Here is a 24749-nt window from a genome sequence, read left to right on the forward strand (position 1 = left end):
CATGGCCGTCCACACCGCGCTCCCACATTCCCATACCCAGGTCTTGCCGTTCAAGGAATCGCTTTTGGCGATGATCGGCATTTGCTTTGTCGTCGTTCTGGTGGCGTTCGACCAGACCGTGGTCGGTACCGCCTTGCCGACGGTGGTGGCCGAACTCAAAGGCTTTGAGCTGTATGCCTGGGTGGCGACGTCGTATCTGCTGACCTCCGTGGTGACGGTGCCGATCTTTGGCCGCCTGGGCGACTTTTACGGGCGCAAGCCGTTCGTGATTGCGTCCATCGTGGTCTTCACGCTGGCGTCGGTCATGTGCGGCATGGCAGGCAGCATGACGTTCCTGGTGTGGTCGCGGGCGCTGCAGGGTGTCGGCGGCGGCATGCTGGTCGGCACGGCATACGCATGCATTCCCGATCTCTTTCCCGATGCGCGTGTGCGCTTGCGCTGGCAGGTGATGCTGAGCGCCTCTTTCGGTATCGCCAACGCAATCGGCCCGACGCTGGGCGGGTGGATGACGCAGGCGTTCGGGTGGCGGTCGGTGTTCTACGTGAACATCCCGTTCGGCGTGCTGGGGCTGTGGTTTGCCTGGCGCTTCCTGCCGCATCTGCGTCAAAACGTGCACACCGGACGTATCCGGCTGGACTGGCAGGGTGCAGTTCTGATCACGGTGGCGCTGGGCGCGTTGCAGTTGTTTGTCGAATGGCTGCCGCGGCACGGCCTGTCGCTGCCGCTGTTCGGCTCGCTGGTGCTGTCGGCTGCGGCGTTTGTGGCGCTGTGGTGGTGGGAGCAGCGTGCGGAGCAGCCGCTGCTGCCGTTCGACATGCTACGCAACCCCGCACTGGCTGCGCTGTTCATGCTGGCGTTGCTGTCGGGTTTTTCGATGTTTGCGGTGTTGTTCTACGCACCGTTGCTGTTCCAGGGTGGGTTTGGCATGTCGCCGCAGGAAGCCGGCTTGGTGATTACGCCGCTGGTGGTTTGCATCACGCTGGGCAGCATCATCAACGGGCGTCTCGTCACGCGCATTCCCAACCCCAACGCCATGCTGTATGCCGGTTTTGCGCTGCTGACGGTGGCGGTGGCGGGCATGTCGGTTTCGTCCAACAACATGCCGCATGCGGTGCTGACGTTGCTGATGCTGCTGGCCGGCCTGGGCCTCGGTTTCGTGCTGCCCAATCTGACCGTGTTTGCGCAGCAGACGGCCGGCCGTACGCATCTGGGCATTGCCACGGCGCTGCTGCAATCGCTGCGCATGGTGGGCGGCATGGTGGGCACGGCGCTGGTCGGCACGCTGGTGAGCGAGCGCTATGCCTCGGGCGTTGCCAATGCACTGAGCGCCGACAGCGCGACGCAGTGGCTGCATCAGCTTGCCGATCCCGAAATTCTCATCGATCATGACGCGCAAGCCGCCTTGCTCTCGCAGTTGCATGCTGCCGGCCACGACGGTGCGGCGCTGCTCGAAGCTGCGCGCCATGTCCTGGTGAGTGCTATCCATATCGGCCTCATCGTGGCGACGGTGGCGGCGCTGATGGGCCTCTGGCATGTGCGCCGGGTGCCGCCCGTGGTGCTGCACCATGTCGAGCCCGTGCAACATACGGAATAGGCGGGACACGCCGGAGCGGTTAGCATGCGCGGTTTCCCAGCAATCTCAGCCCTGATCGATGACCTCTGAACGCGAACGCTTCGCCGTCATGCACCAGTTCGGCCGCACCTATCGTGCGTTCATGTCCGCCTTCGAGGCGCATGTCGGCCAGCCGATGCCGCGCTGGCGCATCCTGCTGGCGCTGCACGACAACACCGGCGGCGGCATGGCTCAGAAACAGCTCGCCGAGCGCCTGCAGATGGACCCTGGCGCGCTCACCCGCCAGCTCAAGGTGCTGGAGCAGCTCGGCTGGATCGAACGCGCAACCGATGCGCGCGACAACCGTCTGACCAACGTGTCGCTGTCAGACGCCGGCTTGGCCGTCGTGCTTGACTGCATGCCGCGCCGCATCGCCTTCATCAATGCCACGCTCGATGGGCTGCCGGACGATCTCGTCCACGCGTTGTCCGAAGCGCTGGCGCAAATTGAAACACGCCTGGCTGAAGTGCCGGCGCTGGCCACCGCGGCCTCTACCGCATCCGATAGCAAATCCGCAGATCAGCCCGCAGACCGCTAATGCGCGCTGAATGCGTTCCGGAGACAACCATGTCCATGGTGATCAACAGCGCGCTGTACCGCAACGGCAAGCGTGAGCGCGACCTGTCCGTCGAGGCCATCAGCGACGTGCTGCACACGCCGGGCTCGTTTGTCTGGCTCGGTTTGCATGAGCCCGACAACGCGATGCTCGACCGCGTGCAGGAGGAATTCGGCCTGCACGATCTCGCCATTGAAGACGCGCGCAACGCGCACCAGCGGCCCAAGCTGGAGGTGTACGGCGATGTGCTCTTCATCGTGCTGAACACCGCGCAGATGGAAAACGGTAACGTCGTTTTTGGCGAGACGCACCTGTTTGTCGGCCGGGACTTTCTTGTCTCGGTGCGGCATGGGCCGTCGGCGTCGTATTCGCCGGTGCGTGAGCGTTGCGAGCGCACGCCGCAACTGCTGGCCAAGGGCGCGCCGTTTGCGCTGTACGCGGTGATGGACTTTGTGGTCGACAACTATCAGCCAGTGCTCGAACGCCTGCAGGAAGAGTTCGAGCAGATCGAAAGCCAGATCTTTGGCGACACGTTCGATCGCGCGGCCATTGAGCGGCTCTATACGCTCAAGCGCCAGCTTCTGCGCTTGCGCAACGCCGCGCTGCCCGTGGAAGACATCGCCGGTCAGCTTGTGCGCCTGCATGAAGACGTGGTCCCCAAAGAACTGCGCGCGTATTTTCGGGATATTGCCGACCATGCGCATCGCGCGGTGGGAGCACTCGATGTGATTCGGGAAATGTTGACCACGGCCATCTCCGTAAACGTGGCGCTGGTGTCGGTCACGCAGAACGACATCGTGAAGCGCCTGGCGGGGTGGGGCGCTATTCTGGCAATTCCGACCGTGGTGTTCAGCAACTACGGAATGAACTTCAAGGGCATGCCGGAGCTGGAGCATCCGGCGGGGTATCCCATCGTGCTGGCATGCACGGCCACCGCTTGCGTGTGGCTGTATCGCAAGCTGCGCAAATCGGGCTGGATCTAGGAGACAAGAGATGGCGCGCTGCTGCTGGGCGGGGGAAGACCCGCTGATGATCGCGTACCACGACACCGAGTGGGGCGTGCCCTCGCACGATGATCGTCACCTCTACGAGATGCTGATCCTGGAAGGGGCGCAGGCAGGGCTGTCATGGCAAACCATCCTGCGCAAGCGGGCGCGCTATCAGGAAGTATTCGAGGGGTTTGATGCGGCACGCGTGGCGGGCTTTACGCCGGCACGCATCGAAAAGCTGCTGGCCGATCCGGGCATCGTGCGCAATCGGGCCAAGGTCGAGGGCGCTGTCATCAACGCGCGCAAGGTGTTGGAGCTTCAGGAAGAAATGGGTTCGCTTGACGCATTCCTGTGGGCGTTTGTCGGTGGCAAGACCATCGTCAACCGCTGGGACAGCTACCGCGATGCACCCGCTGCGACCGATGCGTCCAAGGCGATGAGCAAGGCGCTGGTCAAGCGCGGCTTCAAGTTTGTCGGCCCGACCATCTGCTACGCCTTCATGCAGGCCACCGGCATGGTCGACGACCATGAAGCGGGGTGCTTTCGCGCTGGCAAGGCCTAGTCCTCGAGGCCTCTTCTTGATCCGGCCAATGTCCGTTATTCTCGCCAGTCCCAACACTGACGGAGTCGTTCTTCATGTCGCTGAATTTCCTTGGCATTGCCGGTAGCCTGCGCCGCAAGTCCACCAACCAGGGCCTGCTGCGTGCGGCATCCACCCGCCTGCCCGCTGGCGTTGAAATGGACCTGGCCGACCTGACGGATATTTCGTTCTACAACGCCGACATCACGGACAAGCCAGCCTCGGTGGTGCGCGTGCTCGAACAGATCGGGCGCGCCGATGCGCTGGTGCTGGCCTGCCCCGAATACAACTACTCGCTGGCGCCGGCGCTGAAGAACATTCTGGACTGGGCCTCGCGCGAGCCCAACAACGCGTTGCTGGCAGGCAAGCCGGTCGCGATCCTGGGCGCGGGCGGCGGCATGGGCACGTCGCGCGCGCAGTACCACCTGCGTCAGGTGTGCGTGTATCTGGACCTGCATCCGTTGAACAAGCCGGAAGTGTTTGCCAACGCGTTTGCCGGCGGCTTCACCGCCGATGGCGATCTGACGGACGAGCGCATCGCCGGCCTGATCACCGAGCAGATGCAGGCGCTGGCCAACTGGACGCTGAAGCACAAGGCTTGAATGAAGCCTTGCGGTAGATGAATTATTCGCCGGCGTGCAGCGTACGGTTGCGCCCGGCGAGTGAGCCGGCCACGAGCGAGGCCAGCGCAATCGCGCTGAACAGCCATCCCATCACGGCCCAGCTGCCCGTCAGATCGTGCAGCACACCCATGAGATACGGCCCCGCAGCGGCCATGGTGTAGCCAATGCCCTGCGTCATGGCCGACAGGCTTGCCGCCACGCGCGCATCGGCCGAGCGCAGCACGATGAGCGACAGCGCCACGCTGAAATTGCCGCCCTGGCCGAGTCCCAACAAGACCGCCCACCACCACAGCGTTGACAGCGGTGCGTACAGGCAGCCGATCAGGCCTGCCCAGCACATCAGCATCATCAGGACCACGGCGGGGCGTTGATCGCGCCCGAGCCGCGCTACAAACGGCCCGCCCAGCGCGGTGATGAGCTGCACGAGAATCGACACCGCCACCACCACGCCGGACTGCACGGCGGATAGCCCGCGGTCCTGCAAGATCACAGGCAGCCAGCCGAACACGCAATACGCCAGCGACGATTGCAGCCCCATATGGAGCGTCACCTGCCAGGCAATCGGCTTGTTCCACAGCGACACACGCTGCAGCCGCGTGGCCGCGCCCTTACCGTGCGCATGCCGCATATGCGGCCACCAGCCGACAAAGGCCAGCAGAGCGGGCAGGGCCCAGAATGCCAGCGCGGGTTGCCAGCCGCCCAGCCATGCTGAAAGCGGCGCGCTTGCGCCGGCCGCCACTGCCGCACCAAAGCACAGCGCCATGGTGTAGACGCCGGTCATCAGGTCTGCCTGCCGGCCGAAATCACGCTTGACGATGCCCGGCAACAGAATGCCCGTTACGCCAATGCAGGCGCCCGCCGCCAGCGTGCCGATGAAGAGCGGTGCAACGCCACCCGCACTGCGCAACGCAATGCCTGCCGCCAACGCAATCAGCAAGCCGCCCACGGCGCGTTCTGCGCCAAACCGGCGAGCCAGCACCGCGGCAGCCGGCGCAAACAGGCCGAGGCACAGCACCGGCAGGGTCGTCAACAAGCCCGCCGTGGCGCCAGACAGCCCGGTGCCCGCTGTCACCTGTTTAAGCACGGGCGACAGGCTCGACAAGGCTGGTCGCAGATTCACACCCACCAGCACCAACCCCACCACGAGCAGGATCAGGGCGCCGGATGAACGGGGTGCAGCGGCGTCATGTGCAGCAGGAGATGGCGGCGAGTGCGGTGTGTGGGACATGGCAGAACAGGCGTGTGGGCAAGCTGCCGATTGTAGGGCGCGCGCCGAATTGGTGCATGCGCGTCGTCCAACCCCGAGGATGCCGACTCCGAAATTACGTAGGGTTGAGTCGCGCAGCCAGGTCGGCCAGCACATCTTCGGAGGGTGCGCCGCGCTCGGCGGCCAACGCCAGCGCACGCCGTGTGAGTGCGGTGTACAGCGCAGCGTGATCGGCGCCGAGCGCATCGAGCGCTTGCAGATGTTTGTCGATCACGCCGCCGTCTCCGCGTGAAACGGGGCCCGCCAGTGCGCCAGCCAGACCGCGTGCGCGCGCTGCGGCCAGCGTGCCATCCACGAGCGGCCACATGGCCGCGACAGCGGCGTCACGGTCGATGCCCGCGGCTTCCCACAAAGTGGCGGCTTCATGCAGTGCGCACAGCAGGAAGCTGGCCGCGTAGTTGGCGCCGGCGTGATACAGGGCGCGTTGCCCGGCACGCACCTTCAGCGGCGTGCAGCCGAGCCGCCATGCAAAGCTGGACAGCGCCGCATCGTGGGGGGCGTCGGCGTCAATGGCGATGGAGGCGCCGCCCAGACGCTCAGCGTCATCCGGCAAACCGGCAAACAGAAATAGCGGGTGGAAGCTGGCGGTCGCCGCGCCGGCTTGGCGGGCGGCATCGAGCAAGTCGCGTTCGCCGGCGCCGCTGCAGTGGAGTACGAGCTGGCCCGGTCGCCAGCGCACGTTGCCGACGACGCCCGGGATGGCGTCATCCGGCACGGTCACGAATACCCAATCGGCGGCGTCCGCCACGCCTTGTGCATCGACGGTCTTTGCTCCCGTGGCTTGTGCGAGCCACGCGGCGGGCGCGGCCGACCGGTTTGCAACCGCCACGGTGCGCACGCCTGCATCGTGTGCCCGCGTGGCCAATGCCCGCGCCAGCCGCCCCGTGCCAATCCAGCCCACGGAAACGGGCGCTTCGATTGCAAAAGACGTCATAGCAAACCTCGAATTTTTATCGTCAGCATCTTATAGCGAAGCATCGTCCGTAGACTGAGATGCGGCTATTACGCGCTCTGCCACTGCGGCCGGTAAACTGCACGGCTTTACCGGCAGCGTTGGGCCGGGTGTGAGCAGGCGGTTTTCCTCAGGCGGACATGTCAGTGCAAGCAGGTGGTATGCAAAGCAAAAGTAGGGCAACACTCATCGGACTCATCGCGGTGCTTCTGTGGAGTTCGATCGTCGGGTTGATCCGCGGTGTGAGCCAGCATCTGGGGGCTGTGGGCGGCGCCGCCATGATCTACACCGTCGCGTCGGTGCTGTTGGTATTCACGGTCGGTTTCAATCATCTGAGGACGTTTCCGCGGCGCTACCTGCTGTGGGGCAGCCTGCTGTTTGTGTCTTACGAGCTGTGCCTCTCGCTGTCGATCGGCTATGCCAGCAGCGCGCGGCAGGCGATTGAAGTCGGGATGGTCAATTACCTGTGGCCGACGTTCACGATGCTGTCCGCCATCGCCTTCAACAATCAGCGGGCGAATGCGCTGATCGTGCCGGGCGTGCTCGTGTCCATCCTCGGGATCTGCTTCGTGCTGGGCGGCGATCAGGGACTGGATATCGCCGGCATGGCCGGGAACGTCAAGGACAACCCGCTCAGTTACGGCTTGGCCTTTGCAGGCGCGGTGATCTGGGCGGCGTACTGTACGGTCACCAGCCGGATTGCCGACGGCAAGAACGGCGCAACGCTGTTTTTCATCCTGACCGCGCTGGCCCTGTGGATCAAGTTCTTCGCCACGGGCGGCGGTGCACTGCATTTCAACGTGTCAGCGGTGATCTACCTTGCGCTGGCCGCGTCCGCAATGGGGTTTGGCTACGCGGCGTGGAACGTCGGCATCCTGCACGGCAACGTCACCGTGCTGGCGGGCGCGTCGTATTTCATCCCCGTATTTTCTGCGGCCCTCGCAGCGGCGCTGTTGCATACACCGCTGTCGTTTGCGTTCTGGAAGGGCGCATCGATGGTGGTTGCCGGGTCGATCCTGTGCTGGCTTGCTACGCGCGGTGGCCGCGCAAGGGCGTTGTCTTCGTCGAAGTCCTCCGCCTGACGCAAGAAAGGCCACACGGGGGCCTTGAATGCCCCCGATATTCCGCAATTAACTGCCAAGCATTCAAGAAAACCGCAGATGGAGCCAGCACGGGAACGGGGCGTGCTAGATGCCGGGTAAGCCGCTGCGCCACGACGGAACGGCGGCATACCAACGCAGAAACAGGAGGCATCATGTTGAGCACCATTCTCATCATCGTTCTCATCTTGCTGCTGATCGGCGCGCTGCCGTCGTGGCCGTACAGCCGGGGGTGGGGCTACGGGCCGACGGGTGGGCTCGGACTGATCGTGGTGATCGTGGTCATTCTTGTGCTGCTGGGCTATATCTGACACCCGGGCCGGCGCCGATGTGCGCAGGGTCCTGAGCATCGCCTGACCGGTTGTCGGGGGTTGGCTGAGCTCCGTGGCGGGGCGAGTGTCTTGCCGACGCTTGACTGGGCATAATCCCAGCTGCGTTCCCGAAGGACACCTCCCATGAAGACAGGTCGACACGCCGGCAGCCGCGCGCCCGGCGGTCGCGCCCGATTTACGCCGCTGGTGCTGGCCCTGCTGCTGGCCGGCTGCGCGGTCGGGCCCGATTACCACACGCCGCCACTGAGCGGCACCGAAGCCCCGCAAGGCTGGCACGCCACGCTGCCGCATCACGGCAGCCGCATGGCGCTGGCGCGCTGGTGGGAGCAGTTCCACGACCCAGTGCTGTCCCAACTGGTGGAGCACGCGGATGCGACCAGCCCGACGATCGCGCAGGCCGTCGGCCGCGTGCGTGAGGCGCGTGCGAGCGTTTCCACCAGCCAGGCTGCACTGTTTCCGCAACTGAAAGGTTCCGGCTCCGCGACGCGGCAGGGCGGGTTTGGTGGTAGCCAGTTTGGCGGCGTGGGCGGGCTTTCTGCTGGCGCGCTGAATCCGACGCTGGGGCTGGGAACGATTACCACTTTGGCGGCGCAGGTCGACGCCTCGTGGGAGATCGACCTCTTCGGCGGCAAACGCCGCAGCCTGGAAGGCGCCGATGCGCGGCTGACGGCCAGCGAAGCCGATTGGCACGACGCGCGCGTATCGCTCGCCGCCGAGGTCGCCAACACCTACTTGCAGCAACGCGAGTGCGAGGCGCTGGTGAATATCGGCGCGGCAACGCTGTCGTCCCGGCAAGAAACGCTGCAACTGACCGAGCGTAAATTCCACGCGGGCTTTGTCGCGCCGGCTGATTTTGCGCAAGCGCAAGCCACGGTGGGCGATGCCGTCAATGCGCTGGAAGGCCAGCGTGCGCAATGTGCGCAGGGCATCGACAAGCTCGTCACGCTCACCGGCATCGACCATGATGCGCTGAACGGGCTGCTGTCCAAGGACAGCGCGCAGATTCCGGTGCCACCCAATGCCGGCGTGCCCGATGTGCCGGCGCAGGTGCTGTCGCAACGGCCGGATGTGTCGTCGGCCGAGCGCGCGGTGGCGGGTGCCAGCGCGGATATCGGTGTGGCGGTGGCAAGCCGCTTGCCATCGATCACGCTGGCGGGCTCCATCGGCATCAATTCGTACCGCCTTGGCGGCCAATCGTTGACGAGCAAATCCTGGTCGTTCGGGCCGTCGGTGTCGTTGCCGATCTTTGACGGCGGCACGGGCGCGGCGCGCGTGGAAACAGCGCGTGCGCGTTACGACCAAGCGCTGGCCAGCTATCGCGGCAAAGTGCGCCAGGCCGTGCAGGAAGTGGAAGACGCGCTGGTGCGTCTGGATGCTTCCGATCGTCGCGTCGATGCTGCCACGATGGCCGATGCGCAATATGCGAAGGTGCTGGAAGCGTCGAATGCGCGCTACCGCCTCGGTGCCGGCAGCCTGCTGCAGCTCGAGGATGTGCGGCGCACAGCGTTGCAGGCTTCGCAGTCCCTGGCGGCAGTCAAGCTCGAACGCGCGCAGGCCTGGGTTGCGCTCTACAAGGCCGTGGGCGGCGGCTGGCGCGACGATGCCCCCAACCCTGATCCCGATACCAAGATTACTGCGCCGACCGCACAGGGCGGGGCGCATACCGGAAACGCTTCATGACAGGACAACGCGTTTGGATGGCCGTGCTGGCGGTGTTGCTTGCCGGCGCGCTGGCGGCGTGCGGCAAATCTGCGCCCGAGAACAAGAAAAAGGAGCAGCTGCCAGCCAAGCCGGCGCTGGCCGTCAACGTCGCGCACCTGGCGCAGCATGTGTGGCCGCGCATCGCCACGGCCAGCGGTGCCGTGCAGCCGTGGCAGGAAGCCAGCATCGGCGCCGAGGTGAGCGGGCTGAAGCTGGCGGAAGTGCTCGTCAACGTGGGCGATGTGGTCAAGCAAGGCCAACTGCTTGCCCGTCTGTCGGATGAAACCGTGCGCGCCGATGTGGCTGCGCAACGCGCCAGCCAGGCCGAAGCCGAGGCATCGGCCGCGCAAGCCGCCGGCGAGGCGCACCGCGCGCACGAACTCGACAAGAGCGGTGCGATCAGCCAACAGGATCTGATCCAGTACGACACGCAGGCCAAGACAGCGGCTGCCAAGCTGGCCGCAGCACGCGCGCAGTTCGAGAGCCAGCAATTGCGCTTGCGCTACACGCGTGTGGTCGCACCCGACGACGGCGTCATCAGCGCCCGCACGGCCACCGTGGGCGCCGTGGTGTCCTCAGGCACCGAACTCTTCAAACTCATCCGGAAGAACCGCCTGGAATGGCGCGCCGAAATGCACGGCGACGTCCTGCCCCGCATTCAGCTCGGTCAGGCCGCACGCCTGCGCCGCATGGATGGCGGCGTGGTGAACGGCCGTGTGCGCCAGGTCGCTCCCACGGTCGACGCCAACACGCGCAATGGTCTCGTCTACGTTGATCTGCCGCCGGAAGCTGCAACGTCCGGCGTGAAGGCAGGCATGTATCTCTCGGGCGATGTGCTGCTGGGCGATGCGCCGGCCGCGACGTTGCCGGAGACCGCCGTGTTCTCGCGCGATGGTTACGACTACGTGATGGTGATTGGCGAGCAGGGCCGCGTGCGGCAGACCAAAGTGACGGTTGGCCGCCGCCGGGATGGGCAAGTCGAAATCGTGCAGGGCATTGGCGCGAAGGACGGCATTGTGGCTGCAGGCGCCGCCTTCCTGACCGATGGCGATGTGGTGCGTGTGGCGGCCCTCGGTGCAGCCTCCATGCCCGCTGCGTCGGCGCCCGCAGCCGGAGCCAAGCCATGAACTTCTCCTCCTGGGCGATCCGCAAGCCGATTCCGTCGATCCTGCTGTTCATCCTGATCACGGTGGCGGGGTTGGTGTCGTTCAAGATGCTGTCGATCCAGAATTTTCCGGACATCGACTTTCCGGCGGTTTCCGTGACGGCCAGCCTGCCGGGCGCCACGCCCACGCAGATGGAAACCGAAGTCACGCGCAAGATCGAAGACAGCATAGCGAGCATCGGCGCGATCAAGCACATCACGTCCACCATCAACGACGGCAGCTCGACGACGATGGTCGAGTTCCAGCTCGAGAAGGATGTGCAGGAAGCCGTGAACGACGTGCGCGATGCCGTCAGCCGCATCCGCGCGCAGCTGCCGTCCGACGTGCAGGAACCCGTCATCTCGCGTGTGACGTTCGCGAGCATGCCCGTGCTGACGTACGCCGTGGAAGCGTCCGACATGGATGCGGAGGATCTCTCCTGGTTCGTCGATAACACGGTCAACAAGCGGCTGCTGTCGGTGCATGGCGTGGCCAAGGTGACGCGCCAGGGCGGTGTGGACCGCGAAGTGCGCGTGCAGCTTGACCCCGTGCGCCTGCAGGCGTTGAACGTGTCGGCGGCGGACATCAGCGCGCAAGTGCGCGGCATGCAGCAGGAAGCGCCGGGTGGGCGCGGCAATATCGGCGGGCAGGAGCAGGCCGTGCGCACGCTCGGCACGGTGAAGAGCGCGCGCGAACTGGCGCAGATGGACATCCCGTTGTCCGATGGCCGGCGCATTCGCCTGTCGGATGTGGCCGACGTGCGCGATACCGCGGCCGAGCCACGCCAGATGGCGCTGTTCGACGGCAAGGCTGTCGTGAGCTTCCAGGTGTTCCGCTCGCGCGGCGCAAGCGAAATCTCGGTGGCCAAGGGCGTACGCGAAGCGCTGGCCGCGCTGCAGGCCGAGCGGCCCAACGTGCATGTGACCGAGGTCTACAACATGGTCAAGCCGGTGTCGGACGCGTACACCGCGTCGATGCACGCGCTGTACGAAGGCGCCATCCTCGCCGTGATCGTGGTGTGGCTGTTCCTGCGCGATTGGCGTGCCACGTTCGTGTCCGCCGTGGCATTGCCGCTGTCGATCATCCCGACGTTCGCGGCCATGCAGTTGCTCGACTTCACGCTCAACGGGATCACACTGCTGGCGCTCACGCTGGTGGTCGGGATTCTGGTCGACGACGCGATCGTGGAGGTCGAGAACATCGTGCGCCACCTGCGCAACGGCAAGAAGCCGCTGGAGGCGGCGATGGAAGCGGCGCAGGAAATTGGTCTGGCCGTGGTGGCGACATCGCTCACGCTGGTGGCGGTGTTTCTGCCGACGGCGTTCATGGGCGGTATCTCGGGCAAGTTCTTCAAACAGTTCGGATGGACAGCCTCGCTGGCGGTGCTGGCCTCGCTGCTGGTGGCGCGGCTGCTCACGCCAATGATGGCGGCATATATGCTGAAGCCGCAGGACGAGCCCAACCGTGACGGCTGGGTCATGACGCGCTATCTGCAGGCGGCACGCTGGTGTCTCGAGCATCCGTGGAAGACAGGCGGCATGGCCGCAGCGTTCTTCGTCGTGTCGGTTGGCATCATCGGGCTGATTCCTGCAACGTTCCTGCCACCCGAAGACTGGGCGCAGTTGCAGATGACGGTGGAAAGCCCGCCCGGCAGCACGATCGCGCAAACGCGTGACAACACCGAGCGCGTGCGCAAGATCGTGATGCAGCACAAGGAAGTCCGTCACGTCTATACGGCCATCGGCTCGGGCGTGATGGCCGGTGTGCCGGGCTCCAGCGGGGGAGAGGTGCGCACCGGCACGCTCACGATCTCGCTCACCGACCGGCATGACCGTCACATCAAGCAGCAGGGCGTTCAACGGCAGTTGCGCGAAATGCTGGAAGGCGTGCCGGGCGTGCGGATCTCGTTTGGCGCGGTGGGCTCCGGCGAGCAACTCCAGGTGGTGCTTGCCGGCGACGACCCCGCCACGCTTCAGCAGGCCGCGCGCGATGTGATGCGGGACCTGCGTACCGTGCCGGGGCTAGGTGCGGTCACGTCGTCAGCGAGTCTGCTGCGGCCCGAAATCGTCATCCGCCCGGACTTTGCGCGCGCGGCGCAGCAAGGCGTAACCGCTGCCGCCATCGGCCAGGCCGTGCGCGTGGCCACCGCCGGCGACTACGACGTCAACCTACCCAAGCTGAACCTGCCCGAGCGGCAGGTGTACATCCGCGTTGAACTCGATCCAAAGGCACGTAACCAGATCGACACGATCCGGCAGTTGCGCGTGCCGGGCCGCAACGGGGCGGTGCCGCTGGAAAACATCGCCGATATTTCCATCGGCAGCGGCCCCGCGCAGATCGACCGGTATGACCGCAGCCGCAACGTCACCATCAGCGTCGGGCTGGAGGGGCGCGCGCTGGGCGATACCAACATGGCCGTGGAGGCGCTGCCGTCCATCAAGAACCTGCCGCAAGGTGTTCGCCGCATTGCCTCGGGCGATGTGGAGGGCATGCAGGAGCTGTTCAGTAGCTTCTTCCTCGCCATGTTTGCTGGCGTGCTGTGCGTGTACGCAGTGCTCGTGCTGCTGTTCCACGACTTCACGCAGCCGGTGACGATTCTGGCGGCGCTGCCGCTGTCGGTGGGTGGCGCGTTCGGGCTCTTGGCGCTGTTCGGCTTCAGCTTGTCGCTGCCGGCGTTGATTGGCTTGCTGATGCTGATGGGCATCGTCACCAAGAACTCGATCCTGCTGGTCGAATACGCCATCGTTGCGCGACGCGATCTCGGCATGTCGCGCACCGAGGCCATCATCGATGCCTGCCACAAGCGCGCCCGCCCCATCGTCATGACCACGGTAGCCATGACTGCCGGCATGGTGCCGATGGCGCTCGGCCTGGAGGGCGATGCAGGTTTCCGCGCGCCGATGGCGGTGGCGGTGATCGGCGGTCTGCTGACTTCCACGCTGCTGAGCCTGCTCGTGGTGCCGGTGGTGTTCGAGAAGGTCGACGACTTCAAGGAGTGGGCGCTACGCAAGTTCCGCGGTGCGCGCCATCACGGGCATCGGGCAGAAGCCGCGTCGGAGCACGGCCTGCGCTAGGTGTAGCATCGGGCGGACCGTCAACGTACCGCGCTGTGGAGACCGCCCATGCCCGATGCCGTGCTGTTCCAGTCCGATGGCCCGGTCTGCACCATCCTGCTCAATCGGCCCGAGTGCCGCAATGCGGTGGACGGGCCGACCGCCGCGGCGCTGCTCAACGCGTTCGAGCGTTTCGAAGCCGATAGCGCGCTACGCGTTGCCGTGCTGGGCGGCACCGGCGGCCACTTCTGTGCCGGCGCCGATCTGACGGCCGTGGGCGATCCTTCCAGACGCAATCATCTCGATCCCGATGGCGGTATGCCTGGCCCGATGGGCCCATCCCGCATGGCGCTCTCCAAGCCGCTCATCGCTGCGGTCAGCGGCTATGCCGTGGCGGGCGGGCTGGAACTTGCGCTGTTGGCCGACCTGCGCGTGATGGAGCGCGATGCCGTGTTCGGCGTGTTCTGCCGCCGCTGGGGCGTGCCGCTTATCGACGGCGGTACGGTGCGCTTGCCGCGCATCATCGGCATGGGTCGCGCACTGGACATGATCCTGACCGGCCGTGCCGTGCCAGCTGACGAGGCGCTCGACATGGGGCTTGCCAATCGCGTGGTCGGCACCGGCGAAGCGCTGGCCGCGGCACAGAAGCTTGCCCGAGACATCGCCGCTTTTCCGCAGCAATGCATGCTGGCCGATCGGGCATCGGCGTATGCACAGTGGGATTTGCCATTGGCGGCAGCGCTGCAGCAGGAGGGCGCTCGAGGTACGCCGATCGTGTTTGCCGAGGGGGTGGAAGGCGCCGCGCGATTCGTGGGCGGCGCCGGGCGGCATGGCGAATAACCGAATTGCGCGCCGAGCGGGTTTTTGCCTCTAAAAAGTCAACCCGAAATCCGAGGGGGCTTTGAGTTGACCGATTGCTGCTTTCATCAATGGCATCAGCCGTTAAAATTCTCGCTTTCCTGAAAATAATGGACGCAATGACGTCCAGATAATGTAAGGGTGGTGTGGGAGTTTCGTCGCGACATACAGCGTTGCCAACGCTGTCGGCGCGTGCATCCGCGACGGTTTTGCCTCTCGCGCGGAGCGTTGCGGGCCGATCCAAAATTTCCTCTGTTTTCAATCAAGCGCGGGTCATCCCGTGCCGATAGTGCCCGGGCGCTTTGCGTGAGTGCTCGAAATAACATTTTAGAAAATCAGATTTAAGTATTTTTAAGGGAGAAGTCGAATGAAGCAAACCTCGAAATTGATGATTGCCGGCGCCGCCGCGGTGGCACTCGGCATGCTCGGCGGCTGCGCGACCGAATCGTCGCAGGCGCTGCCGGTTGCCAAGGTGGAAAGCGCAAGCCGTCCATACGCCGGCGTGCGGGCCCCGATTGCGGTGGGCAAATTCGATAACCGCTCGGCGTACATGCGCGGCGTGTTCTCGGATGGCGTGGACCGCTTGGGCGGCCAGGCCAAGACCATCCTGATCACGCATCTGCAGCAGACGAACCGTTTCTCGGTGCTCGACCGCGACAACATGGCCGAGATCAAGCAGGAAGCCGCCATCAAGAACACCGCACAGAAACTCAAGGGCGCTGACTACGTCATCACCGGCGACGTGACCGAGTTCGGCCGCAAGGAAACCGGCGATCAGCAACTGTTCGGCATCCTCGGCCGCGGCAAGGAGCAGGTGGCCTACGCCAAGGTCGCGCTGAACGTGGTGAACATCTCGACGTCGGAAGTCGTGTATTCGGTGGGCGGCGCGGGTGAGTACAAGCTGTCGAACCGTGAAGTGATCGGCTTTGGCGGAACAGCCAGCTACGACTCGACGCTCAACGGCAAGGTGCTGGACCTGGCCATGCGCGAAGCGGTGAACAACCTGGTCAACGGCATCGAAAGCGGTGCCTGGAAGCCGGGCGCGCAATAAGCGCAGACGCAGTCAAAACAAAAACACGAAATAAGGGGTAACAACAGTCATGAGCAAGGTGTTTGCGATGTGGCGCGTGGCGGCCGGTGTGGCCGTCGGGAGTGCAATGCTGGCCGGTTGCGCTGGTCCGAAGCCGCTGTACCAATGGGAAGGCTACCAACCGCAGGTGTATCAGTACTTCAAGGGTGAAGCGAAGGAAGCCCAGGTGGCTGAGCTGGAGCGCGGCCTGGAGAAGATCAAGGCGACGAATGGCGCCGTGCCGCCGGGCTATCACGCCCAACTGGGCATGCTGTATTCGGGCCTCGGCAAGGACGACCAGATGGTCCAGGAGTTCAATACCGAGAAGGCACTGTTTCCGGAGTCGGCAACGTACATCGATTTCCTGATGAAGAACGTGAAGAAGGGGACCAACTGATGGCCAAGCGCTTTCTGAAACTGTTTGCCGCGGCCGGCGTGGTGACCCAGATGGCGGGTTGTGCTGTGCCGACCAAGAACGTCGACTATGCAGCCTTCAAGGCCAGCAAGCCGCGTTCGATCGTGGTGCTGCCGCCGCTGAATGAATCGCCCGACGTGGGCGCCACCTACGGCATGCTGTCGCAAGTGACGGTGCCGCTGGCAGAGGCGGGTTATTACGTACTGCCTGTCGCGCTGGTGGATGAAACCTTCCGCCAGAACGGCCTGAACACCGCAGGCGACATCCACGGCGTGCCGGTGGCCAAACTGCATGACATCTTCGGTGCAGATGCGGCGCTGTACATCACGGTCACGCAGTACGGCAGCAAGTACATGGTGGTGAGCAGCTCCACCGTTGTGTCGGCCGATGCCAAGCTGGTCGACCTGAAGAGCGGGCAGACGCTCTGGACGGGCCGCGCCAGCGCGTCCAACAACGAAGGCGGAAACAACTCGGGCGGCGGCCTGATCGGCATGCTGGTGTCGGCGGCCGTCAACCAGATCATCGCCAACGTGACCGACCAGGGCTACAAGGTGGCCGGTACGACCAGCGCGCGCCTGCTGTCGGCCGGGCAACCGGGCGGGTTGCTGTATGGTCCGCGCTCGCCGAAGTACGGCACGGACTAAGCTGCCGTCTGCCGCAAGAAAAAACGCCAACCAGCGCAAGCCGGTTGGCGTTTTTCTTTGGTGCTATCGACTTTTAAGCCGTCGCACCTTCGTCCTGCGTCGCCTTGCTTCCCGCATGCAGCGCATTGGCATGCTTGGCGCGCAAGCGGCGCGTGGCTTCCACCATGCCTTGCAGTGCCGCTTCCACTTCCGGCCAGCCGCGCGTCTTCAGGCCGCAGTCGGGGTTGACCCACAGGCGTTGCACCGGCAGAACCTGGGCGGCCTTGTCGAGCAACGCTTCCATCTCTTCCACACGTGGCACTCGCGGCGAATGGATGTCGTACACGCCCGGCCCAATCTCGTTCGGGTATGCAAACTCCCCAAACGCGTCCAGCAGTTCCATGTTCGAACGCGAGGTCTCGATGGTGATCACGTCGGCATCCATCGATGCGATGGCCGGCAGGATGTCGTTGAACTCCGAATAGCACATGTGAGTGTGGATCTGCGTGTCGTTACGCACGCCGGAGGCCGACACGCGGAACGCACGCGCCGCCCACTCCAGGTAGCCCGGCACATCGGATGCGCGCAACGGCAGGCCTTCGCGGAAAGCCGGCTCGTCGATCTGGATGGCGGCAATGCCGGCGGCTTCCAGATCGCACACTTCGTCACGCAGGGCCAGGGCGATCTGCAGCGCGGTCTGCTCGCGCGGCTGGTCGTCGCGCACGAACGACCATTGCAACATCGTCACGGGGCCGGTCAGCATGCCCTTCATCGGCTTGGCGGTCAGGCTTTGTGCGTACTTGGACCACTCGACCGTCATCGCTTCCGGGCGGTACACGTCGCCGTAGATCACGGGCGGCTTTACGCAGCGCGAGCCGTAGCTCTGCACCCAGCCGTTGGCGGTGAAGGCGTAGCCCCACAGCAACTCGCCGAAGTATTCGACCATGTCGTTGCGCTCGGCTTCTCCGTGCACGAGCATGTCGAGGCCGAGGGCTTCCTGACGGCGCACGACGTCCGTAATCTCGGCGCGCATGCGTTGCAGGTAATCCAATGCGGGCAGTTCGCCGCGCTTGTGCTGTGCGCGCGCCTGACGAATTTCCGCTGTTTGCGGGAACGAACCGATGGTGGTGGTCGGCAGCAACGGCAGGTTCAGGCGGGCTTGCTGCGCTTCAGCCCGGGCAACGTAGGGCGCGGCGCGCTCGGCATCTTCTGCGCGGATCGCGGCCACGCGCTTCTTGACGCTCGCGTTGTGCACGCGGCGCGATTCGGCACGCGAGGCGATGGCGGCGCGGTTGTCATCGAGCGCCTGCTGCACGGCAGCGGGACCTTCGACCAGCGCGAGCTTGAGGATCGCCAGTTCGTCCAGCTTCTGGCGCGCGAAGGCGAGCCACCCCTTCAGTTCGTCGTCGAGCTTTGTCTCTGCGGACAGGTCAACCGGCACATGCAGCAGCGAGCAGCTCGGCGCCACCCACAGGCGATCGCCAAAGGCGTCGGCCAGCGGCGCCACGCGCTCCAGCACGCGCGCGAGATCGGAGCGCCAGATGTTGCGGCCGTCGACCACGCCAGCGGAGAGCACCTTGTCTGCGGGCCACGGCGCGAAGGCGCCAAGCTGTTCCGGCGCACGCACGAGATCCAGGTGCACGCCATCGACCGGCAGGGATTTGATCAGTGCAGCGTGGTGGGACGCGGCTTCGAAGTACGTCGCCAGCAGCAGCTTCGGGCCGTTGGCAGCGGCCAGCGCCTGGAAAGCGGGGCCGAATGCGTCCACCCAGGCTTGCGGCAGATCCAGCACCAGCGCCGGTTCGTCGATCTGCACCCATTCCACATTCAGCGCGGCCAGGCGTTGCAGCACAGCCGCGTAAGCCTGAAGCACTTGCGGCAGCAGCGCGAGCTTGTCGGTCAAGCCGTTGCGCGCCTTGGCCAGATGCAGGAACGTCACCGGCCCGATGAGCGCCACCTTCACGCGGTGCCCCGAGGCCTGTGCCTCGCGCACTTCGTCGAACAGCCATTCGGTGCCGGGGCCCCATTGCCGATCGAGGAGGTCCGGCGTGAGTTCAGGCACGAGGTAGTGGTAATTCGTGTCGAACCACTTCGTCATTTCCATGGCGGCGTGGTCGGCATTGCCGCGCGCAAGGACGAACGATTGCGCCAGCGTCAGCTGCGCGGCGTCAAAGCCGTAGCGCGTGGGAATGGCGCCGAGCAGGGCGGCAGTCTGCAACACCTGGTCGTACCAGGCGAAATCGCCCACGGTCACGAAGTCGAGGCCGGCCTCGCGCTGGGCAGTCCAGTGGCGCTCGCGCAGGGCACGACCGGTGGCGCGCAGGTCGTCTTCGGACGAGGCGCCCTTCCAGAATGATTCGAGCGCGAACTTCAGCTCGCGTTGCGCGCCGATGCGCGGGTAGCCGAGGGTGTGGATGGTCGTCATAGTCTTCGCAGGACAAGCGATTCGTTTTTCAGTCCAGCGATGATCTGCGACCCGTTGTCATGAATCAAATGATATTATTTTCGATAATGTTGAATGAGATTCATATATTGGATATCGCAGGACCATGCTTGAAATCCGCCATCTACGCACGCTGATTGCCCTGGCCGACGGCGGCTCCGTGTCGCGCGCCGCCGAGCGGCTGCACCTGACGCAATCGGCGCTGTCGCATCAACTGCGCGCACTGGAGTCGCATTACGGGCTGGCCGTCGTGCGCCGCAAGGGGCAGACGGTGGAATTGACCGAAGCCGGGGAGCGCATGCTGGAACTCGCGCAAAAGGTCGTCGCCGACATCCAGACCGCCGAGCGCGACCTTGAACGCATCAAGGGCCGCGCGGCGGGCACGCTGCGCATCGCGCTGGAATGCCATACCTGCTTTGACTGGCTGATGCCCGTGATGGACGCCTTCCGCCAGCGCTGGCCCGAAGTCGAAATGGACCTCGTGTCGGGTTTCCACACGGATCCGCTCGCGCTGCTTAAGGACGGCCGCGCCGACGTCATCATCGGCTCCGACGCCAAGGTGCGGCGGGGCGTGGTGTTCGCGCCGCTGTTCCGCTTCGAGATCCTCGCCGTGCTGCCGGTCGACCACGCGCTGCGCAACAAGAAGTGGCTGGAAGCGAAGGACTTTACGGACCAGACGCTCATCACCTACCCCGTACCCGAAGAGCGCATCGATCTGATCCGCCAGGTGCTGACACCGGCCGGAATCGCATTCAACCGCCGCACGGCAGAGCTGACCATTGCCGTGCTGCAACTCGTTGCCAGCCGCCGCGGGCTGGCCGCGCTGCCGAGCTGGGGCATCAAGAATTACGTCGATTACGAATACGTGGTGGCCAAGCGTGTCGGCAAGGAGGGCCTTTGGAGCGATCTCTACGCCGCCATGACGCGCGACTATGCGCAGGCACCTTTTGCCCAGGACTTTATCGAGACGGCCAAGTCGATTTGCTTTGCGCAGCTGCCTGGGCTGATGCCGCTGGAGGCGTGATCAGGCGCGTTCCTTCTGCGGCAGGCGCGGCAGCTTGCCTTGCAGCCCGTCCTTGAGGAAGTCCAGCAAGTGTCGCGTCGCGAGCGTCCGGTATCGACTCGGCATCGCCAGCATGTAAAGGCGGCTGCCAAACACGCTGAACCGATATCCGGGCAGCACGCGTTTGACGTGACCCTCGTGCAGATCATCGGCTGCGGCGTAATAGGGCAGGATTCCGAGGCCATTGCCCGAACGCACGGCGGCTTGCAGGAACAGGTAGTTGTCGGAAGAGACGCCCGGGTCCAGCGTCACGAGTGTCCGCTCATCGCCCAGTTGCGCCGACAGCCGCAACGGTTGTCCGACGGCCGGCGCGCTGACGATGGTGTGGGCTGCGAGCGCGTCGAGCGTTTTCGGCACGCCATGCACGGCCAGGTAGTCCGGCGCGGCGCACAGCACCCAGTCCACTTCATCAAGCAGCGTGGCGACCAGCGTTTCCGGCGGTTTCGAGACAATGCGCAGTGCCACGTCTACATCCTCGCCAATCAGGTCGGACACGCGGTTGTCGAACCGCACATCCAGGCGGATATCCGGATACGCGCGCTTGAAGGCCACCAGCAGCGGCGACACCAGCAGATGCCCCAGCCCCGTCGGCACCGACAGCCGCACGCTGCCTTGCAGCGATTTGCCGAGCGACGAGACCAGCGCGTCGGCGGCCGCCATTTCGCGCAGGATGCTTCGGCCGTGTACATAGATGCCGGCGCCGACCTCCGTAGGCTCCACGCGGCGCGTGGTCCGGCGCAGCAGTTGCACGCCCAGTGCGCGCTCGAACGCCTTCAAGCGGTGGCTCACGTTGGAACGTGTGGTTTGCAGCCGGCGCGCCGCCGCCGACAGGTTGCCCGCATCGACAATTTCCACGAACAGCTTGAGCGCATTGAGATCCATGACCGCCCGTCAGATTGGTGAATCGAATTCGACATTCTGTTGATGCCGGCGCGGATTGTCAAAGTGTGCCAACCCGGTAACATCCCCCGGCATATCCCATAGGAGCAGGTGACATGGCGCTCGACGACGAATCCTTCGGCTTGCTGCAGCAATCGGTGCAGCGCTTCATCCAGGAACGGCTCGTGCCGGCGGAGAACATCCTCGAGGAAGAGGACGACGTGCCCGCCGACATCGTTGCCGACATGAAAGAGATGGGCCTCTTCGGCCTGTCGATTCCGGAAGAGTACGGTGGCATTGGCCTGGCGATGGTGCAGGAATGCGAGGTGGCGTACGACCTCGGGCACACGGCGCTGGCGTTTCGCTCGGTGTTCGGCACCAACGTCGGCATCGGCTCACAGGGCATCCTGATGGACGGTACCGATGCGCAGAAAGCTGACTACTTGCCACGCATTGCCAGCGGCGAACTGATCATCTCGTTTGCGCTGACGGAGCCGAATGCCGGGTCGGATGCGGCGTCGCTGCAGACGCGCGCCACGCTGGATGGCGATCACTACGTCATCAACGGCAGCAAGCGCTACATCACCAACGCGCCGCGCGCCGGGGCATTCACGCTGATGGCGCGCACAGGCGGCGAAGGCGCGGGCGGCATCTCCGCCTTCATCGTGCCGGCCGACACGCCGGGCATCACGTTGGGCAAGCCTGACAAGAAGATGGGCCAGCGGGGCACCAAGACGTGCGATGTGATGCTCGACAACGTGCGGGTGCCCGCCGCCAACATCATCGGCGGCGTGGCGGGGCAGGGTTTCAAGACGGCGATGAAGGTGCTGGATCGGGGCCGTCTGCATATCTCGGCGCTGGCCTGCGGCATGGCGCATCGGCTCATCACCGACGCGGTGGCCTACGCCAAGGAGCGCAAACAGTTCGGTCAGCCCATCGCAGACTTTCAGTTGATTCAGGCCATGCTCGCCGATAGCCAGGCAGAGCTGTACGCCGGCATGTCGATGGTGCGGGATTGTGCGCGCCGCTACGACGCAAAGCCCGTCGGCAAACAGGATCACGAAGTCAGCATGCTGGCCTCGTGCACCAAGATGTTCTGCACCGAGATGGTCGGTCGCGTGGCGGATCGCGCGGTGCAGATTCACGGTGGCGCAGGTTACATCGCCGAATACAAGGCCGAGCGCTTCTATCGCGATGTGCGCCTGTTGCGTTTGTACGAAGGCACCACGCAGATCCAGCAGCTCATCATCGCCAAGAACCTGCTGCGCGATTAGGCTGGCTCTAATAATCCGCCGGAATCTGGCTCTATGTTGGAGCCACGTTCGGGTTCAGAATAGGTGCTTCCTGTCAGATTGCACGGTTGCTGCCGGAGTCGCCATGTACATTCCCGCCCACTTTGAAGAATCGCGCCCTGACGCGCTGCACGACCTGATCGCGCAGAATCCGTTCGGGACGCTTGTCACGCATGGCGAGCATGGGTTGGATGCGAACCACATCCCGTTCTTGCTGCTGCCGGAAGAGGGAAAGCTTGGCGTGCTGCATGCCCATGTGGCGCGTGCCAACCCGGTCTGGAAAGACGTGGCGAACGGCGATGAGGTGCTCGTCATCTTCCGCGCGGGCGATGCGTACATTTCACCGACGTGGTATCCGAGCAAGCACGAAGCCCACCGGCAGGTGCCGACATGGAACTACCGCGTCGCGCATGCGCATGGCCGGATCACCGTGCGTGACGACGAGCGTTTTGTGCGCGGCGTGGTGGCACGCCTGACGCGCACGCATGAGGCATCACAACCTGCGCCGTGGAAGATGTCCGACGCCCCAACGGACTACACCGACGCGCTGCTCAAGATGATCGTCGGCATCGAGATCGAGATCACGCGCATCGAAGGCAAGCTCAAGCTGAGTCAGAACAAAGAGACGCGAGATATCGTTGGCGCCGGTGAGGCGCTCAGGGCTAGCGGCGAGCGTGTGATCAGCCACGCGATGCTGGCCTGCGCTGCTGCCAAGACAGAATAAAAGGCGGAGCGACGGACTGTTAATCCGTCGCTCCGCACTGCCTTACTTCACACTGCGTGCCGGCAGAATCTCGCCGCGCACTTCCCCGAAGCCCACGCGATAGCCATCGCCCTGGCACCAGCCGGTCAGGGTGACTTCGTCGCCGTCTTCCAGGAAGGTGCGCGTGGTGCCATTGCCGAGGTCCAGCGGCTGCTTGCCGTTGACGGTCAGCTCCAGCAGGCTGCCGTAAGAATCCGGCGTCGTTCCGCTAATGGTGCCCGAGCCCATCAGGTCACCCACGCGCACGTTGCAGCCGGACACGGTGTGGTGCGCAAGCTGCTGCGCCATCGTCCAGTACATCGCGCGGAAATTCGTGCGAGCGATCGTCGTGCGCGCGCCGCCGTGTGGGCGCAGCGCGGTTTCGAGGGCGATGTCGTAAGCGTTCGGCCGGCTCTGGCGCAGGTACTCCAGCGGCTCGGGCGACTGCGCCGGGTTGGCCACGCGGAACGGCTCCAGCGCCTCCATCGTCACGATCCACGGCGAGATCGATGTACCAAAGCCCTTCGAGTTGAACGGGCCGAGCGGCACGTATTCCCATTGCTGGATGTCGCGCGCGCTCCAGTCGTTGAGCAGCACGACGCCGAACATGTGGTCCGGCGCTGCGTCCACGGAAACCGGCTCACCCAGCGCACTGGGCTTGCCGACCACAAAGGCCATCTCCAGCTCGTAGTCCAGCTTGCGGCAGGCCGTGAAGATCGGGCGCGGCTGGTCGGGCAGCTTGATCTGGCCCATCGGGCGATGCAGCGGTGTGCCGCTCACCACCACGGAGCTTGCGCGGCCGTTGTAGCCGATCGGGATTTCCAGCCAGTTGGGCAGCAGCGCGTTCTCGGGATCTCGGAACATGCGGCCGACGTTGGTGGCGTGTTCTTTCGATGAATAGAAATCCGTGTAGCCGGGGATGTCGATCGGCAGGTGCATCACGGCATGTGCCTGCGGCACCAGCGCGCGAGCGTGCAGCGTGGCGTTGTCGCGTACGTGCGTGTCGGCCACGCTGAACAGCGCTTGCAGCTTCTTGCGCGTTTCCGCCCTGATGGGCTTGCCGAGGGCGATGAAGGTGTTGAGTTTGCCGGTGCGGAACGTGCCGCGTGTTGCTGCGGGCAGCAGCCCGGCGTCATCCAGCACGCCGAGATCGATGACCTGATCGCCCAGGGCCACGCCTGCGCGTGGCGACGGGTTTTCCTTGGTGGAGAAGATGCCGAAGGGCAGGTTTTCCAGGGGGAAGTGGGTGTCGGGGGTGTTGGCGGATTCCAGCCAGCTTAGTTGTCGGGTGGTCATGATGGGGCGGTGATTTATTTGGGGCGGTTATTTCGTTTCTTGACGCTGCCGGTGCATCTGGTGTTTCACCCCCTGCCGGGGGCGACTCACTTTCTTTGTCTTGCCAAAGAAAGTCAGCAAAGAACGGCGCGCCCGAGATGGCGACTTCCCCTTGAATTT

General features: G+C 64.8%; 22 protein-coding genes. 17 read left to right on the forward strand and 5 right to left on the reverse strand.

Annotated elements, in window-relative coordinates; all coding sequences use genetic code 11:
- The first annotated feature begins 1 nt into the window (after window position 1).
- The 5 genes from ACUXH0_RS23875 (at window position 2) to ACUXH0_RS23895 (ending at window position 4339) form a co-directional block, all read left to right on the forward strand.
- Window positions 2-1594, forward strand: a complete 1593-nt coding sequence (locus ACUXH0_RS23875) for an MFS transporter (RefSeq protein ID WP_182594707.1) — start codon at window positions 2-4, stop codon at window positions 1592-1594.
- 58 nt (window positions 1595-1652) lie between these two features.
- Window positions 1653-2150 carry a MarR family winged helix-turn-helix transcriptional regulator gene (locus tag ACUXH0_RS23880; protein WP_004634907.1) on the forward strand — a complete coding sequence of 166 codons (498 nt, stop codon included), beginning with the start codon at window positions 1653-1655 and terminating at the stop codon, window positions 2148-2150.
- Window positions 2151-2179: 29 nt separating this feature from the next.
- A complete protein-coding gene (locus ACUXH0_RS23885) occupies window positions 2180-3151 on the forward strand; it encodes a magnesium and cobalt transport protein CorA (RefSeq protein WP_065855926.1) in 972 nt (323 codons plus the stop codon).
- 10 nt (window positions 3152-3161) lie between these two features.
- On the forward strand, window positions 3162-3719 hold the full coding sequence (locus tag ACUXH0_RS23890) for a DNA-3-methyladenine glycosylase I (protein ID WP_024541885.1): 558 nt from the start codon (window positions 3162-3164) through the stop codon (window positions 3717-3719).
- 74 nt (window positions 3720-3793) lie between these two features.
- On the forward strand, window positions 3794-4339 hold the full coding sequence (locus tag ACUXH0_RS23895) for an NADPH-dependent FMN reductase (RefSeq protein ID WP_182594706.1): 546 nt from the start codon (window positions 3794-3796) through the stop codon (window positions 4337-4339).
- Window positions 4340-4361: 22 nt separating this feature from the next.
- On the opposite strand, the gene ACUXH0_RS23900 is transcribed toward ACUXH0_RS23895, so the two are convergent.
- On the reverse strand, window positions 4362-5588 hold the full coding sequence (locus ACUXH0_RS23900; protein WP_004634900.1) for a CynX/NimT family MFS transporter: 1227 nt from the start codon (window positions 5586-5588) through the stop codon (window positions 4362-4364).
- A gap of 94 nt (window positions 5589-5682) precedes the next feature.
- On the reverse strand, window positions 5683-6561 hold the full coding sequence (locus tag ACUXH0_RS23905; protein ID WP_024541887.1) for a Rossmann-like and DUF2520 domain-containing protein: 879 nt from the start codon (window positions 6559-6561) through the stop codon (window positions 5683-5685).
- A gap of 179 nt (window positions 6562-6740) precedes the next feature.
- On the opposite strand from ACUXH0_RS23905, the gene yddG reads away from it, so the two are divergent.
- The 9 genes from yddG (at window position 6741) to ACUXH0_RS23950 (ending at window position 16896) form a co-directional block, all read left to right on the forward strand.
- Window positions 6741-7661: an aromatic amino acid DMT transporter YddG gene (gene yddG / locus ACUXH0_RS23910; RefSeq protein ID WP_004634896.1), complete on the forward strand. Its 921-nt coding sequence runs from the start codon at window positions 6741-6743 to the stop codon at window positions 7659-7661.
- Between the two features lie 173 nt (window positions 7662-7834).
- Complete coding sequence (locus ACUXH0_RS23915; RefSeq protein ID WP_004634893.1) at window positions 7835-7990, forward strand: DUF3309 family protein; 156 nt, start codon at window positions 7835-7837, stop codon at window positions 7988-7990.
- 144 nt (window positions 7991-8134) lie between these two features.
- Complete coding sequence (locus ACUXH0_RS23920) at window positions 8135-9691, forward strand: efflux transporter outer membrane subunit (RefSeq protein WP_182594705.1); 1557 nt, start codon at window positions 8135-8137, stop codon at window positions 9689-9691.
- Window positions 9688-10839 carry an efflux RND transporter periplasmic adaptor subunit gene (locus tag ACUXH0_RS23925; RefSeq protein ID WP_024541890.1) on the forward strand — a complete coding sequence of 384 codons (1152 nt, stop codon included), beginning with the start codon at window positions 9688-9690 and terminating at the stop codon, window positions 10837-10839. Before ACUXH0_RS23920 ends, ACUXH0_RS23925 begins: the two co-directional genes overlap by 4 nt.
- Window positions 10836-13931 (forward strand): efflux RND transporter permease subunit, encoded by a 3096-nt coding sequence (locus ACUXH0_RS23930; RefSeq protein WP_065851745.1) that lies wholly within the window; start codon window positions 10836-10838, stop codon window positions 13929-13931. The genes ACUXH0_RS23925 and ACUXH0_RS23930 overlap by 4 nt, the downstream gene beginning before the upstream one ends.
- Window positions 13932-13979: 48 nt before the next feature.
- Window positions 13980-14750, forward strand: coding sequence for a crotonase/enoyl-CoA hydratase family protein (locus ACUXH0_RS23935; RefSeq protein ID WP_024541892.1), 771 nt, complete (start codon window positions 13980-13982; stop codon window positions 14748-14750).
- A 385-nt stretch (window positions 14751-15135) separates the two neighbouring features.
- Window positions 15136-15819: a CsgG/HfaB family protein gene (locus ACUXH0_RS23940; RefSeq protein WP_004634882.1), complete on the forward strand. Its 684-nt coding sequence runs from the start codon at window positions 15136-15138 to the stop codon at window positions 15817-15819.
- A gap of 49 nt (window positions 15820-15868) precedes the next feature.
- Window positions 15869-16234: a DUF4810 domain-containing protein gene (locus ACUXH0_RS23945; protein ID WP_004634880.1), complete on the forward strand. Its 366-nt coding sequence runs from the start codon at window positions 15869-15871 to the stop codon at window positions 16232-16234.
- Complete coding sequence (locus ACUXH0_RS23950; protein ID WP_024541893.1) at window positions 16234-16896, forward strand: DUF799 domain-containing protein; 663 nt, start codon at window positions 16234-16236, stop codon at window positions 16894-16896. The genes ACUXH0_RS23945 and ACUXH0_RS23950 overlap by 1 nt, the downstream gene beginning before the upstream one ends.
- 73 nt (window positions 16897-16969) lie before the next feature.
- On the opposite strand, the gene metE is transcribed toward ACUXH0_RS23950, so the two are convergent.
- The gene (metE, locus tag ACUXH0_RS23955) at window positions 16970-19300 is read right to left on the reverse strand and encodes a 5-methyltetrahydropteroyltriglutamate--homocysteine S-methyltransferase (protein WP_024541894.1); all 2331 of its coding nucleotides are present in this window, start codon (window positions 19298-19300) and stop codon (window positions 16970-16972) included.
- Between the two features lie 124 nt (window positions 19301-19424).
- Between metE and ACUXH0_RS23960 the strand changes: the two genes are divergently transcribed.
- Window positions 19425-20342 (forward strand): LysR family transcriptional regulator, encoded by a 918-nt coding sequence (locus ACUXH0_RS23960; RefSeq protein ID WP_004634874.1) that lies wholly within the window; start codon window positions 19425-19427, stop codon window positions 20340-20342.
- Here ACUXH0_RS23960 and ACUXH0_RS23965 read toward each other — a convergent pair whose 3' ends face one another.
- Complete coding sequence (locus tag ACUXH0_RS23965) at window positions 20343-21263, reverse strand: LysR family transcriptional regulator (protein WP_024541895.1); 921 nt, start codon at window positions 21261-21263, stop codon at window positions 20343-20345.
- 113 nt (window positions 21264-21376) lie between these two features.
- On the opposite strand from ACUXH0_RS23965, the gene ACUXH0_RS23970 reads away from it, so the two are divergent.
- Together ACUXH0_RS23970 and ACUXH0_RS23975 are read left to right on the forward strand one after the other, a co-directional pair.
- Window positions 21377-22534, forward strand: a complete 1158-nt coding sequence (locus tag ACUXH0_RS23970; protein WP_024541896.1) for an acyl-CoA dehydrogenase family protein — start codon at window positions 21377-21379, stop codon at window positions 22532-22534.
- A 103-nt stretch (window positions 22535-22637) separates the two neighbouring features.
- Window positions 22638-23276: an FMN-binding negative transcriptional regulator gene (locus tag ACUXH0_RS23975; protein ID WP_024541897.1), complete on the forward strand. Its 639-nt coding sequence runs from the start codon at window positions 22638-22640 to the stop codon at window positions 23274-23276.
- A 42-nt stretch (window positions 23277-23318) separates the two neighbouring features.
- Here the strand turns inward: ACUXH0_RS23975 and fahA are convergent, their stop codons facing one another.
- Window positions 23319-24590, reverse strand: a complete 1272-nt coding sequence (fahA, locus tag ACUXH0_RS23980; protein ID WP_182594704.1) for a fumarylacetoacetase — start codon at window positions 24588-24590, stop codon at window positions 23319-23321.
- Window positions 24591-24749 lie beyond the last annotated feature (159 nt).

Source organism: Ralstonia sp. 110700041-2 (genome assembly GCF_056280165.1).